The organism is Streptomyces sp. SP17BM10 (assembly GCF_036322405.1).
Lineage (GTDB): Bacteria > Actinomycetota > Actinomycetes > Streptomycetales > Streptomycetaceae > Kitasatospora.
On record NZ_JAQYXB010000287.1, the window covers coordinates 1 to 14,237 of the forward strand.

Sequence of the window (14,237 nt, forward strand, 5' to 3'; positions counted from 1 at the left end):
CGATCGTGTAGACGAGCTCGACGAAGGCGAGCGAGTCGACGAGGCGGCTCTCGATGATGTTGACGTCGGGGGCGAGTTCGGTGCGGCCGGGGTGACGGCCGAGGATCCAGTCGCGGACCTTGTCGATGCCGGTGGCGCTCATGCAGGTTCCTTTCGGACGGTGCGGACGGTTTCGGTGGCGTGGTCGAGGTCGCCGTGGAAGTGGTCGGTGAGGACGGTGATCCAGCGTTCGAGGCCGAGGGCGGTGCAGGAGGTGCGGATGTGTTCGCCGGCGGTTGACGGTTCGGGGCCTTCCTGGAACCGGCCGTTCCGGTCGATCACATCGCTGACCACGGGCGATGTATCCGATCGCCTCGGCGCGCTCGGGTGGTTCGAGGCTATGGATTGGTGCAGACCTTCCTCAACGCCCGGAACCGGCTGCCGAATCAGGTCAGCGACCGGATCCCCGAGAGGGGGAGCGGAAGGCTCAGGGGTGCCGGTACTTCGTGACGGATCCGTCCTGGGCGGTCCGGTCCGCGGCCTGCTGGATCAGCCGGACGGCCTCGGCGGGCTTCAGCCGGCCGGTCGTCAGTTCGCCGATGTAGCCGGCGATCACCTCGCGGTTGAGGTCCTGGTACCAGTCCGTGCGGGGCGCGACGATGTGCTCGCCGGCCGCCCTGAGCAGGTCCCGCGCCGAGGCGAGGCCGGGCGGCAGTTCGAGGTCGTCCGCCGCCTCGCCGACCACCGTCAGCGAGGACACCCGGCGGGTGAACTCCCGTGCCGACGTCCGGCCGAGCAGGACGCGCAACAGTTCCTGGCCGCCGCGCGGGTTGCGGGCGGCCCGCGGGACGACGAAGGCGCTGCCGGCCGCCGCCCAGATGGTCCCGAACGGCATCCGGTCGGTGTCGCCGAGCCCGGGCGGCGCGGCCACGGCCATGTCGAAGCCGGGCGGCGTGGTGTCCTTGGTCTCGTGCTCCACCCACGAGCCGTTCGGGACGAACAGCGCCTTCCCGGCCGTCCACGCGGCCTGCGCCTGGAGGTGGTCGAGGTCCGCGGTGCCCGCCAACAGGTATCCGCGGACGGCGAGTTCGTGGTACGCCTCGAAGGCCTGCCGGACGGCGTCGTGGTGCCAGGCGAGGGGCTCCAGGTTGTCGATGGCCCGCAGCACCTCGGGGCCGCCGATCTTGGCGATGAACGGGTACAGCGTCCATTGCAGGTAGAACGGGTACTTACCGGGGAACGTCCAGCCCGCGACGCCCTCGCGCTTGGCCTCCCCGCACAGTGCGAGCATCTCGTCCCAGGTCCGCGGGTACTCCCAACCGTGCTTCGCCAGAGTCGACTTGGAGTACCAGAGGCCGAACACCGTGTACGCGTGGTTGAGCGCCCAGACCTCCTCCCCGCCGAACCGGCCCTTGGCGATCGCCGCCGGGATCAGCGTGTCGGCGACGGTGCGGCCCGGGTCGTCGTAGGCCGGCGCGGCCAGCAGTGGCCGCAGGTCGGTCAGGTGGCCGGCGGCGGCCAGCTCGGCGGTGGCCATCGAGTCCGGGCCGGTGTTGTCCACGAGGTCCGGCGGGCTCCCGTCGGTCAGGCGCGGCTCCAGCAGCGGGCGGATCTCGCTGGCGGCGGTGTGCTCGACCTCCGCGTGCGGGAACGCCGTGCGGTAGCGCTCCTCGGCGTCCCGGACGTACCCGTCGCCGAAGCCGCCGTCGAAGACCAGCACGTCCAGCGGCGCCACCGGGTCCACGCCGAGCGGGTTCGAGCGCCCGGTCCGCTCCCCTGCGGCGGACCGGGACTGCGCGAGCAGCCAGGCGTAGACCTCGGGGTCGTCGTACGTGCGGGTCCACGAGTCGTGCCCGGTGTCCGGGTACCGGGTGAAGCGGGCGGGGTTGCCCGCCTCGTGCAGGGCGGCGACGATCTTCTCGGTGTGCGAGACCGGGATGTTGCGGTCGTCGGCGCCGTGGAAGGTCCACACGGGCAGGTGGGCGATCCGCGGCGCGGCCTCCGGTAGCCAGGAGCCGCAGATCGGCACCGCGGCGGCGAACCGGCCCGGGTAGCGGGCGGTGAGCGCCCACGTCCCGGTGCCGCCCATGCTGAGCCCGGTGACGTACAGCCGGTCCGGGTCCACCCGGTGTGCGTCGGCCACCTCCCGGACCAGGGCTGCCAGCGCGCTCAGTTCGGCCGCCCAGGTGCTGTACGAGGGACACTGCGGCGCGACGACGACGAACGGCAGGTCGGCGCCGGCCTCGATCTGCTTGAGCGGGCCGTGCGCGGCGATGCCGGCCAGGTCCTCGCCGCGCTCCGAGGCGCCGTGCAGGAACAGCAGCAGCGGCCAGGGGTCGGCCGCGTCGTCGTAGCCGTCCGGCAGCGACAGGACGTACGGCAGGTCGTTGCCGCCGTCGTCGCTCGCGAACAGGTGGTACTGAAGGGCGGTGGACATGGGTTTCCTTCCATCGGAGGGTCGTCCGGCGGCGGCGGGGCCGGGACCGGCCCGGGCGGGAGGGCGTCCCGCCCGGGCCGGCCACCGCGCCCGCGGAGCGAGCCGGGCGGCGGACGGGCCCCGCTCGGACGAGCGGGGTCGGGCGCGTGGTGCGCGGAAGTGCGGTGGTGCGTTCCGGTGCCCGCCCGCCGGGTGCCGGCTCGGCCTTCCGGCTCAGGCGGCGTTCCTCGGCGTCGGGCCGACCAGCCCGGTGCGGGCCGCCAGCACGCCGGCCTGGAACCGGCTGGTGGCGGAGAGGTCCTGCATGATCGCGGCCAGGTGGCGGCGGAAGGTGCGGTCCGACATCGCCACCCGCCGGGCGATCACGTCGTCCTTGGCGCCGGAGGCGAGCAGTTCGAGGATGGTCGCCTTCACCTCCTCGATCGTCCCGGCGTAGCCGCCGGCCGCGGAGTCGAACTCGAAGGCCGAGGCCCAGTACCGCTCGTGCAGCCCGCCGAGGAAGGCCGCCACCGCCCCGTCGTACACGACGGCGACCGCGTCGCCCTCGCCGGCCGGGATGAACGCGACCTGCCGGTCGAACACCAGGAAGCGGTCGTGCACCTCCTTGGTGGTGCGGGCCTGCCCGCCGACCGCCATCAGCGCGCCGATGTGGGCCCGCGTCCCGGCGTCGCCGCGGGCGGTGTGCGGGTAGAGCACCCGGGCCCGGACGCCGCGTTGCAGCGCCTCCAGCACGAGCGGCCGCGCCAGCCGCAGTTCGGCGGTCTCCTGCGCCACGCAGGGCTGCATGACCAGGAGTTCCTCCGTGCAGCGCTGGGCCGCGTCGAGGAGCCGCAGCCGGAGCTCCTGCGGGTCGTCGGTGACCACCACGCTCTCCGTGCGGGCCTTGGCCTGCTTGTCGAACGCGGCCGCGAACGACCGCAGTTGGCCCTTGAAGCCGGCGAGCCGGCGCCGCTGGTCGTGGATCGCCCGTTCCAGCGGGACCAGGAGCTCGACCTGGGCCGTGTCCGGGCTGACCGCGACCAGCAGGCTCCCGCCGTCATCGGCCGGTTTGACCAGTCGCAGTTCGCGCAGTTCGTCGAGCGCCCGCAGGACCCGGGGGAACGGGAGGCCGAGCTCGGCGGCGATCCCGGCGGGGGTGAAGTGCGGTCGGCCGAGGGCCCGTTCGTAGAGCCAGACCACGAACTGGTCAGGCTCGCCGGGGTGCCCGGTCTCGTCGGAAAGTCCGGTCTCGCCTGGGTGTCCGGTCTCGTCGGGGTGTCTGGCGGAGTCCCGTCGTACGGTCGGTGCCGCGTGTGCCATGATCGCCTCCACTCAGTCCTCGTCCGGTCGTCCGCCGCCCGGGTCGGCGGCGCGCAGCCTGCGGATGGCCGGTGCCGCCAGCAGGACGGCGCTGCAGGCCAGCCCGACGCCGAAGGACGCGAACATCAGCGCGCGCTCCCCGGTCAGGCGGGCGATCGGTCCGGCCAGCGCGCGGCCGAGCGCCATCGACAGCAGCGAGCCGGCCACGTCGTACGCGTACACCCGGTTGAGCAGGTCGCCGGGGATCTGGGTCTGGACGGTGGTCGCCCACAGGACCGACCACAGCGCCAGACCGGCCCCGGCGAGGCCCCAGCCGACGCACAGCACCACGACGCCGGGCCGGACCGCCGCCGTCAGCGGGTACAGCGCGAACAGCACCCACCCGGTCGTCCCGCAGGCGAGCGGCCGGGCCGGTCGCAGCCGCATCGCGACGGCGCCGCCGACCAGCCCGCCGACGCCCATCGCGGCCAGGCCGGTGCCGAGCGCGGTGGAGCCGTGGGCGGAGACGACGAGGTCCGTGCCGACCGGCAGCGAGAGGCCGGCCACGAAGCAGCCGTACAGCAGGAAGACCGAGATGACGCCCCACAGCCATGAGCGGGCCCGGAACTCCTGCCAGCCCTCGACCAGTTGGCGCAGGAACGACTCCCCGGCCGGCTCGCCCGCGCGCGGCGGCAGCCGCAGCGCGAACAGGCAGGCGGCGCTGATCCCGTACGTGGTCGCGTAGATGGCGAACACCACGGCGGGCCCGGAGAAGCCGACCAGGACCCCGGCCAGGGCCGGCCCGGCCACCCCGGCCAGCGACTCGGCGATCCGCAGGGCGCCGTTGGCCCGCTGGACGTCCTGCGCGACCCGTGGGACGAGCCCGGCCACGCCGGGCTGGAACAGCGCGGTGGCCAGGCCGCTCGCGAACTGCAGCGCGACGACCGCGGCCAGCGACGGCGTGCCGAGCGCGAACGCGACGGCGAGCGCGCCTTGGATGCCCAGCCGCACGAGGTCGGCCAGGACCATCATCCGGCGCGGCGTGAACCGGTCGGCGAGCACGCCGCCGAACAGCACGCCCATGGCGAGCGCGGCCATCCAGGCGCCCAGCGCGTAGCCGACCCCGGCGGTGCCGTAGCCGCTGTCCAGGACGCCGACGGACAGCGCCACCGGCAGCATCGCGTCGCCGAGCAGCGAGCCGGTGCGGGCGCCGAAGTAGAGGCGGAAGTTGCCGGACCACAGGGCCGCGCCGGGGGCGCCGGCGTCCTCGGCGTCCGTGCCGGTCGAACTCGCCTCGTCGGCGCTGGTGTCGGTGGCGCTCACGTCAGGCCGCCTTGCGAGGGTCGGCCGGAGGAGTCGGACAGCACCGGGAGCCCGGACCAGGCCCGCGGGTCGCCGGTGCGGGCCGGGGCAGGGGCGCCGTCGTGCACCACGTAGCGGTGCGGGGTGATGGCGCCGGCCCGCCCGGGGAGCGCGGCCAGCGCGCGCCGCTGGACGTCCCGCGGGTCGGCGGGCCCCGCGAGGTGGCACACCAGCCGGTGGCCGAGGTCGTCGTCCGGCTCGGCGGTGACGAGGTGCGGGGTGCCGGTCACCAGGTCGGCCAGCACCTCGGCGACCAGCGTCCGGACGGCGGCGAGCTCGACCCAGCAGCGGTCGCTGAGGTACCAGCCGGGGCCGCGCTCGACCGGCGCGAGGGTGGTGAGCGAGGGCAGTTCCTTGAGCGCCACGTCCTCCTCGGCGGCGGCCGCGAACAGGCGCAGCAGGGCGCGCCCGAACTCCTCCGCCTCGGCCCCGGACAGCGTCTGCGGATCGAGCCACAGGGTCAGCTCGAACTCCCCGGCGAGCCGGTACAGGCACGCGAAGAAGCGGCAGGGGACGTCCTCGGCGGGCACCCACCCGACGCTGCCGCCGAGCCCCGGCTCCGGGACGGGCGGCTCCTGGTGGCCGGGGATCCACACGCCGGGAAGTCGCCCGCGCGCGGACTCGTCGGGGGAGCCGGCCGCGGCGGCCAGCGCGCTCATGTCGTTGAAGACGAGGTCGCGGGCGAAGGAGGTGCCGCGTTCGGCGCTGGCGGCCTCGATGGCCCGCCAGACGGCGGTCGGGTCGAACCAGCTGTGCCGGTAGGCGGGCAGCCCGGCCGCCTGCACCCGCCGGACGACGTCGTCGAAGCCGGTGAGCCCGTCGAGGTCGAGCGGTAGCAGCGCGTCCTGCGCGAGCGAGCCGAAGAAGCCGCGCAGCGTGGGGACGACGCGGTTGCCGGAGAGCGAGGTGACCGGGACGGTCCTGTGCCCGGTGCGGTGCCCGACGAGCACGCCGAGGGCCGCGAGCACCACCGTGGAGGCGCTGGCGCCGGTCCGTTGGGCGACGGCCGCCAGGTGGGCGGGGGCGGCCGTCGAGCGGACGCTCAGGCCGGGGTGCAGCCAGTCGGTCTTGGCCGGGGTGCCGGTCGGCGGCGGGAACACGGCCTGCGGCACCCGGCCGATCTGGGCGCCCCAGTACTGCACGGCGCCCGCGCCGATCCGCTGGACGGACGCCGACCGCTCCAGCCCGACGACGTCGACGGGCTCCAGCGCGGGCGGCTCCGGCAGCTCTCGGCCGGCGCACAGCGCGGCCCACTCGGCGTGCAACACCTCGCACGCGGCGACGTCCATGGCGGCGTGGGTGACCACCCAGACCAGCTGTCTCGGGACGCCGTCCGCCGTCACCAGGGCGGCGCGGAAGGGGAGTTCGGACTCCAGGTCGAAGGGGCTGGCGCGCAGCCGGCGGGCGGTGCGCTCGGCCGTGTCCAGGGGGTCGCCGTCCGCCTCGACCAGCTCGACGACGAGCGTGCCGGTGGCGGCGACCCGCTGGGTGGGCGGGGTGGTGAGGACGTAGGTGGTGCGCAGTGACTCGTGGCGCTCCAGCAGGGTGCGCAGCTGGGCGGCGATCCGGTCCGGGCCGCCGTCGGCGGGGACGCCGAAGACCATGGCCAGGTTCAGGCGCGTGGGGTCGTCGTCGATGCCGATCGCACGGACGATGTTGGCGTGACCGAACGAGAGGGTGCCCGACCGTGCGGGGCGGGCACCGGCGAAGTCGACCGTGAGCTGTGGCAACGTGTCACCTCATGGATCGCGGCGGTCGTGTGGGGGTTCCGGATCACGGTACGGAGGACGGCTGTTGGACCGGCTGTAGTCGCACCAGAGGCCGCGCCGCCGGAACTTCCGTGCGGCGGGGGGCCGTTCACGCCGGCTGAGCTCGGCGATCCGGCGGGCGGACGGGAGACGGCCGCGCGACCGGAAGAACTCGCCGCAACTTCCGGAGCAGTTGTCCCGGCGCCAAACGGCCGCCAACGGCGCAACGGTCGCCAACGGCCGCAACGGCCATCAACGGTCGTCACGGCCGCAACCGCCCGGCCGTGACTCAGACGACGGCCCCGGTGCCCGTCTCCTCGCCGATCCGCTCCGCCGCGCGCCGGTGCTCGATCGCCTCCTGCGGCGCGCCGAGCGCCGCGTGCGCGTGGCCGAGGACGTGGTGGCTGCGCGCCTCGCCGGGCCGGTGGCCGGTCTCCCGGTGCAGGGCGAGCGCCTCGGCGGCCAGGTCCGCGCCGGCGCGCGGGTCGCCGAGCAGGACGCGGACGTGGGCGAGCACGTCGAGCGCGCAGGCCTCCAGCAGCCGGAACTCCGACTCGCGAGCCAGGTCGAGCGCCTGCCGGGCGGTGACCAGGGCGAGCTGTGCGTCGCCGAGCCGCCGTTGGACGGTCGCCAGGCCGACGAGTGCGGCCACCTGCGGGAAGCGGTCGTCGACCACCTCGGCGAGGTGCAGCGCCCGCCGGTGGCTGTCGGCGGCCTCGGGCAGCCGTTCGGCCCGCTCCAGCGCGATCGCGAGGACGAAGGCGGCGTTCGCCTCCAGTCGGCGGTTGCCGAGCTCCCGCGCGGTGGCGAGGGCGGTCTCGGCGAGCCGGCGGCCGGTGCGGTGGTCGCCGAGGTCGGAGTGGGCGCGCGAGAGGCAGCTCAGGGCGACGGTCTCGCTGGTCCGGTTGCCGGTGGCCTCGTGGACGGCCAGCGCGGCGCCGACCACCCGGATCGCCTCCCGGGAGCGGCCCATGGCGCGGTGGGCGATGCCGAGGTTGGTGTGGGCGATGGCCTCGCCGCGCACGGAGCCGAGGGCGCGGTAGAGCCGGGCGGCGTGGGTGAAGTGGTCGGCGGCCTCGGGCAGTCGGCCGAGCTTCCAGCAGATCAGGCCGAGGTCGGTGAGGTCGTCGGCGGTGCCCGCGCCGCCGGCCCGTTCGGTGAGCTCGCGGGCCCGGGAGAGGTAGTCGGAGGCCAGGCGCATGCTGCCGTTCTCCTGGTGGGCGGCGCCGATCCGGCGCAACGCCGTCGCCTGCCCGGCCGGCCACTCGGCCTGCCCGGCGAGGTCGAGGGCCTTGCCGAAGAGGGTGACGGCGAGCGCGTTGTTGCCGAGGGTCCAGTGGCAGTCGGCGCGCTGCAACTGCGCGGTGGCCTGGGCGCGGATCCGGCCGTCGGTGACGGCGGCGGCGAGCCCGGCGGTGGCCACGCGCAGCCGCTGGATGGTGTACATGCCCCGGGAGAGGTAGCCGTGCAGGCTCTCGGCGAGGCGCCAGGCGACGGTCGGGAAGCCGGAGTGGGCCGCGTGCAGGACGGCGCCGACCAGGCTCTCCCGTTCGGCGTCCAGCCACGCGGACGCCTGGGCGCGGTCCGGGACGAGCGTGGCGGCGGCCGGTCCGGGGCCGGCCGCGGGCCTGGTCGGGTCGAGCAGCCGGGCCGCGGCCTCGGCGTGGCGCAGGTACCACTCGAAGAGCCGTTCCCGGGCGCCGTGCACCTCGTCGCCGACGACGAGCTCGCGGGCGTAGGAGCGCAGCAGGTCGTGCAGCCCGAACCGGCCGGGGGAGCGCTCCTGCACGAGGTGGGCGTCGGTCAGCCGGTGCATGAGCAGGGCGGACTCGGCGGAGGTGGTGTCGGCGAGGGCGGCGGCGCCGTGGACGGTGACGTCCGCCCCGGGCATCAGGCTGAGCAGCCGGAACATCCGCCCGGCCGGTTCGGGCAGGGCGCGGTAGGAGAGGTCGAACGCGGCCCGGACGGTCGCGTGCCGGTCGCCCTCGACGCGCAGTCGGCTGAGCAGGTCGTCGCCGGCGAGTTCGGTGCAGTACGCGGTGATGCCGGTGTTGCGGGCGTGGAGGTTGGCGGCGGCGATCCGGATCGCGAGCGGCAGCCCGCCGCACAGCTGGACCAGCGCCCGCGCGGCCTCCTCCTCGGCGGCGACCCGCTCGGCGCCCGTGGTGTGCGCGAGCAGCCGCAGGGCGTCCTCCGGGCCGAGCACGTCGAGGGCCAGCTGCCGGGCGCCGTCGCTCACGACCAGCCCGGCCATCCGGGTGCGGCTCGTGATGACGATGCCGCAGCCCTGCGCGCCGGGGATGAGCGGCCGGACCTGCTCGGAGTCGCGGGCGTTGTCCAGCACGATCAGCATCCGCTTGTCGGCGAGCAGCGTGCGGTAGGTCGCGACGGCCTCGTCCTCGTCGGCGGGCATCTGGTCCGGCGGCACGCCGAGGGCGCGGAGGAACTGGGCCAGGACGTCGCCGGGGCGCAGCGCGGGCACGGGGGAGTGGCCGCGCAGGTCGACGAACAGCTGCCCGTCCGGGAAGTGGTCGCGGCGGGCGTGCGCCCAGTGCATCGCGAGCGCCGTCTTGCCGACGCCCGGCGCGCCCACCACGGCGACGACCTTCTGCCGGGCGGCCGGGTCCGTGGCCACCAGGGCGTCCAGCTCCTGGAGTTGGCGGCGGCGTCCGACGTGCGCCCCGGTCTCGGCGGGGAGTTGGGCCGGCCGGACGGCGGGGGCCGGGCCCGGTGCCGGCGGGGTCCACGGCTCGTCCGCGCCGGTGCGCCGGGCGCGGGGCAGTTGCTGGCGCAGCACCCGCAGGTGCGCCTCGCGCAGTTCCTCGCTGGGCGCGATGCCCAGTTCCTCGTCCAGCCGGTCGCGGAAGCGGGTGAACACCTTGAGTGCGGCGGCCTGTTCGCCGCAGCTGGCGAGGGTGAGGACGAGCCGGGCGTGCAGGCCCTCGTGCAGCGGCTCCTCCCGGACCATCTCCCAGAGGCGGCGCACGGCGTCGTCGGGGCGGCCGAGCCGGAGCGCGGTGTCGGCGTGCAGCAGGACGGCCTCGGTCCGCTGCTCGTTGGCGGCGACGGCGGCCGGGTGGTTGCGCAGCGCGGGGTCGGCGTCCGCGAGCACGGGCCCGCGCCACCACTCCAGGGCGCGCGTGAGCGACTCGTACGCGAGGACCGGGTCTCCCCCGGCGATCGCGCGTTTGGCGCGGGCGAGGAGTTCGTCGAAGTGCCCGAGGTCGCGCTGGCTCCACGCGGCCTCCAGGAGGTAGCCGGTGGGGGTGCGGGCGACGGCGGGCTTCGCGCCGGCCCGGGGAGCGGCGGGTTCGAGCAGCTGGCGGACCTGGCTGACGTACGTGTGGATGAGGCTCTGCCGGGAGCTGGGCGGGCCGGCGGGCCAGAGCGTCTCGGCGATCTCCTGCTGGGTGGCCGGCTCGGGGTGCTTGAGCGCGAGCAGTCCGAGCAGGCGGCGCTGCATCGGGCTGGTGACCGCGAGCGGGGCCTGGTCGCGCTGCACGACGAGCGGGCCGAGGATCAGGAAGCGCAGCCGGCCGGTGCTCCTGGCCGGCCGCGCGCGGGCGGCGGCCAGCAGCCGGTCGACGTCGGCGCCGCTCAACCCGAGGGCCGCGGCGAGCCGCTGGAGCGTCCCGGTCTGCGGGCGGTTGACCCGGTCGCGCTCGATGTCACGCAGCGCGCGGGCGCTGATCGAGGCACGGGCCGCCGCTTCCTCCTGGCTGAGCCCCGCCCGCCGTCGGTGTCCCTGCACCTGGGCGCCGAGCGTTTCGCCACCCGTCTCCGGGCCGTCCCAGGGGAGCCCCGGCGCCGCGTCCCGTCCCCCCATGGCCTCCCCCTCGTCCGCCCGCCCCGGGGCCCTCCCGGGCCGACGGCCAGTGTGGACTAGACCATTCCGTTGGGCAAGGGCGTCCATGCCGTGTCCGCCACCCCCAACCGCCCCACGGCCCTGCGGAAACGGCCCCCGAAAACGCGAAATCCCCCCGGAGCTCTTGCGAGCCCCGAGGGGATATCCGGTGTCCGAGGGGGGACTTGAACCCCCACGCCCGATAAAGGGCACTAGCACCTCAAGCTAGCGCGTCTGCCATTCCGCCACCCGGACCGGGTGTTGTCCTTGCGGCTTCCGCTTTTCCGTCGGCCGCGCTGACAGATGTAACTGTAGCAAAGATCGGCTTGCGTTCCCAAAACGGCTCCGGGCGGGGGAGCGGGGGCGGTGGCGCGGGCAAGGGGCGGAGTGTGGCGGGGGCGTGACCAGCGGGTTTCGGGCCCGTGCGGGGGGTGGATCCCGGTGGGGGCCTGCGGGAGGATGGGCGGACGTGCTCGTACGGCCCGGGTGCAGGTCCTGGGGATGGCGCGCTGGTGCGCCGGTGCGGGCCAGAGACGAGGAGTGACCGTGAGCGAGCGGAGCGAGTCGGCGACGCCGAGGGTGACGGCTGAGTCGGAGGTCGCCGGGATCTGTCGCGATCTGATCCGGATCGACACCAGCAACTACGGGGACGGCTCCGGGCCGGGCGAGCGGAAGGCGGCCGAGTACGTGGCCGAGCAGCTCGCCGAGTTCGGGGTCGAACCACAGATCTTCGAATCGGCCAAGGGGCGGGCCTCCACCGTCGTCCGGATCGAGGGCGAGGACCGTTCCCGCCCGGGCCTGCTGATCCACGGCCACACCGACGTCGTCCCGGCGAACGCCGCCGACTGGACGTACGACCCCTTCGGCGGCGAGATCGCCGACGGCTGCGTGTGGGGCCGCGGCGCGGTCGACATGAAGGACATGGACGCGATGACCCTCGCCGTCGTCCGCGACCGGCTGCGCACCGGCCGCAAGCCCCCGCGCGACCTGGTGCTGGCCTTCGTCGCGGACGAGGAGGCCGGCGGCACGTACGGCGCGCGGTTCCTGGTGGACAAGCACCCCGAGCTGTTCGAGGGCGTGACCGAGGGCATCGGCGAGGTCGGCGGCTTCTCCTTCACGGTCAACGACCAGGTGCGCCTCTACCTGGTGGAGACGGCCGAGAAGGGCATGCACTGGATGCGCCTGACGGTCGAGGGCCGCGCCGGCCACGGCTCGATGGAGAACGACGACAACGCGATCACCGAGCTGTGCGAGGCGGTCGCCCGGCTGGGCCGGCACACGTTCCCGCTGCGGATCACCAAGACCGTCCGGGCCTTCCTGGACGAGCTGTCCGACGCGCTCGGGGTCGAGCTGGACCCGGAGAACATGGACGAGACGCTGCGGGTGCTCGGCGGCATCGCCAAGATGATCGGCACCACGCTGCGCAACACCGCCCAGCCGACCATGCTCGGCGCCGGCTACAAGGTGAACGTCATCCCCGGCCAGGCCACCGCGCACGTGGACGGGCGCTTCCTGCCCGGCTACGAGGAGGAGTTCCTGGCCGAGCTGGACAGCGTCCTCGGCCCGCGCGTGAAGCGCGAGAGCCTGCACGCGGACAAGGCGATCGAGACGAGCTTCGACGGCGCGCTGGTCGAGGCCATGCAGACGGCGCTGCGCGCCGAGGACCCGATCGCCCGCGCGGTGCCGTACTGCCTGTCGGGCGGGACGGACGCCAAGTCGTTCCAGGACCTCGGGATCCGCTGCTTCGGCTTCGCGCCGCTTCAGCTGCCGCCGGAGCTGGACTTCGCCGGGATGTTCCACGGCGTGGACGAGCGCGTGCCGGTGGACGGGCTGAAGTTCGGCGTACGCGTGCTGGACCGGTTCATCGACGCCTGCTGAGCCGCGCGGCGTCACGGCGGCCCGCCTCCGGGGTTCCGGGGGCGGGCCGTCCGCATTGTCGGAGCTAATGATTTGGGACGCGGTCTGGGAGATCAACAGAAACGTTCCTGCATGGAATTCATGGGTGTGCGTGTGTGCGAGTGATCACCGTTGCGGGTGAATGGCAAATCTGTTCCGTACCCCGTTTGCCACACCGTCGTTCATCCCTGTGCAGCCCGCCGAACGGGTTGCGCTGTCCATACAGGAGGAATGATGAAGGTCAAGAAGATCGCCGCCGTCGCCGCTGCCACCGGTGGGCTGGTCCTCGCCGCCGCCGGTGTCGCGTCCGCTCACGGCGGTGCGGCGGCCGAGGGTGCTGCGGTCGCCTCGCCGGGTGTGGTCTCCGGCAACCTGCTGCAGGTCCCGGTTCACGTCCCGGTCAACGTCTGCGGCAACACCGTCAGCGTGATCGGTGTCCTGAACCCGGCGTTCGGCAACCACTGCGCCAACTTCTAAGGCCCAGAAGCTCGGCCCCCGGCGGCGGACTCCCCGCCGCCGGGGGTTCTTGCGTTCCGGGGGACAAGGCGGGGCGGGGGCCGACGGATCACGGGCGCCCGGATACGTCGAGCGGACACGTCCACTCGATCGGGTGAAGGTGATGCGTTCGGCCCAACCTCGCCGCGACTGCCTCGTTTACTCCTGTGCAGTCGAAGACCTTGCGGGATATCCGGATATTCGCAAAGTCCGACTTTCGGACGTTCGGAAGGTCGTGAGGTCATCACGTCGTTTCGACACGTCATACGGATACGTCACACGTCAGGGGAATACATGAGGAATGTAGCCAAGAAGGGGATCCTCACGGCCGTGGCCACGGGCAGTGTCCTGGCCTCGACCGCCGGCTACGCCTACGCGGGCGCCGAGGCGCAGGGGGGTGCCACCGGTTCGCCGGGCGTCGCCTCGGGTAACTCGGTGCAGGTGCCGGTCGAGGTGCCGATCAACGCCTGCGGCAACACCGTCGACGTGATCGGCGCGCTCAACCCGTCCTACGGAAACCACTGCGCCAACGCGAGCGGCCACCAGGGCGGCGGCGGTCAGGGTGGCAGCGGCGCCAACGGCGGTGAGACCCGCGGCTCCTCCGCCTCGGGTGCCTCGGCCTCCGGCGCCGCCGCCCACTCGCCCGGCGTGGTCTCCGGCAACAGTGTCCAGGCCCCGGTGCACGTCCCGGTCAACGCCTGCGGCAACTCCGTGGACGTCGTCGGCGTCGGCAACCCGGCCTTCGGCAACGCCTGCGGCAACGTCGCGACGCCGCCGGCGCCGCAGCCCACCGACGACTGCCCCGAGGGCCACAGCCCGACCCCGCCGGCCGGCACGCCGTCCAGCACCCCGCCGCAGGGCGGTGGCGAGACCTCGCCGGGCAGCGGTCGCACCGGCGGCTCGCCCACCGGCAGCACCCCGGGTGCGCCGGCCGCCTCCACCCCGGCCGTCGGGTCGGCCGCCGGTGGCGGCAGCGGCGGGCCGGCCACCGGTGCCGTCCCGGCCGCGGCCCGCACGAGCGGCGCGGCCACCACGGCCGCCGGTGCCCCCGGCAGCCAGTTGGCGTCGACCGGCGCGGGCGACGTCGAGCTGCTCGGCGCGGCCGGCCTCGCGCTGCTGCTCGGCGGCGGCGTGCTCTACCGCCGGGCCCGCGCCGGCGCCCGCTGAGGCACGCCGGACACGGAACGACGCGCGCCCG

The 14,237-nt window shown here is 74.6% G+C and carries 9 protein-coding genes and 1 tRNA gene; 3 read left to right on the top strand and 7 right to left on the bottom strand.

Annotated features, from left to right (window positions below):
* Nucleotides 1-138 precede the first annotated feature (138 nt).
* The 7 genes from PUR71_RS01355 to PUR71_RS01385 all read right to left on the bottom strand — a co-directional run bounded on the left by PUR71_RS01355 (nucleotide 139) and on the right by PUR71_RS01385 (nucleotide 10,903).
* Entirely contained in the window at nucleotides 139-333 is a 195-nt protein-coding gene (locus PUR71_RS01355; protein WP_329924422.1) for a hypothetical protein, read from the bottom strand.
* A 133-nt stretch (nucleotides 334-466) separates the two neighbouring features.
* Complete coding sequence (gene ngcE / locus PUR71_RS01360; RefSeq protein ID WP_329924423.1) at nucleotides 467-2,416, bottom strand: N-acetylglucosamine/diacetylchitobiose ABC transporter substrate-binding protein; 1,950 nt, start codon at nucleotides 2,414-2,416, stop codon at nucleotides 467-469.
* 213 nt (nucleotides 2,417-2,629) lie between these two features.
* Entirely contained in the window at nucleotides 2,630-3,715 is a 1,086-nt protein-coding gene (locus PUR71_RS01365) for a LuxR family transcriptional regulator (protein WP_329924424.1), read from the bottom strand.
* A 12-nt stretch (nucleotides 3,716-3,727) separates the two neighbouring features.
* On the bottom strand, nucleotides 3,728-5,017 hold the full coding sequence (locus PUR71_RS01370; RefSeq protein ID WP_329924425.1) for an MFS transporter: 1,290 nt from the start codon (nucleotides 5,015-5,017) through the stop codon (nucleotides 3,728-3,730).
* Nucleotides 5,014-6,786 carry a condensation domain-containing protein gene (locus PUR71_RS01375; protein ID WP_329924426.1) on the bottom strand — a complete coding sequence of 591 codons (1,773 nt, stop codon included), beginning with the start codon at nucleotides 6,784-6,786 and terminating at the stop codon, nucleotides 5,014-5,016. The genes PUR71_RS01370 and PUR71_RS01375 overlap by 4 nt, the downstream gene beginning before the upstream one ends.
* 307 nt (nucleotides 6,787-7,093) lie before the next feature.
* Nucleotides 7,094-10,630, bottom strand: coding sequence for a tetratricopeptide repeat protein (locus PUR71_RS01380; RefSeq protein WP_329924427.1), 3,537 nt, complete (start codon nucleotides 10,628-10,630; stop codon nucleotides 7,094-7,096).
* 188 nt (nucleotides 10,631-10,818) lie between these two features.
* A tRNA-Leu gene (locus PUR71_RS01385) sits at nucleotides 10,819-10,903 on the bottom strand.
* A 291-nt stretch (nucleotides 10,904-11,194) separates the two neighbouring features.
* Between PUR71_RS01385 and PUR71_RS01390 the strand changes: the two genes are divergently transcribed.
* From PUR71_RS01390 to PUR71_RS01400, 3 genes are all read left to right on the top strand, one after another.
* Nucleotides 11,195-12,526: a M20/M25/M40 family metallo-hydrolase gene (locus tag PUR71_RS01390; protein ID WP_329924428.1), complete on the top strand. Its 1,332-nt coding sequence runs from the start codon at nucleotides 11,195-11,197 to the stop codon at nucleotides 12,524-12,526.
* Nucleotides 12,527-12,778: 252 nt separating this feature from the next.
* Complete coding sequence (locus tag PUR71_RS01395) at nucleotides 12,779-13,021, top strand: chaplin (RefSeq protein WP_329924429.1); 243 nt, start codon at nucleotides 12,779-12,781, stop codon at nucleotides 13,019-13,021.
* A 348-nt stretch (nucleotides 13,022-13,369) separates the two neighbouring features.
* Nucleotides 13,370-14,206 (top strand): chaplin, encoded by an 837-nt coding sequence (locus tag PUR71_RS01400; RefSeq protein WP_329924430.1) that lies wholly within the window; start codon nucleotides 13,370-13,372, stop codon nucleotides 14,204-14,206.
* The last annotated feature ends 31 nt before the right edge of the window (nucleotides 14,207-14,237 follow it).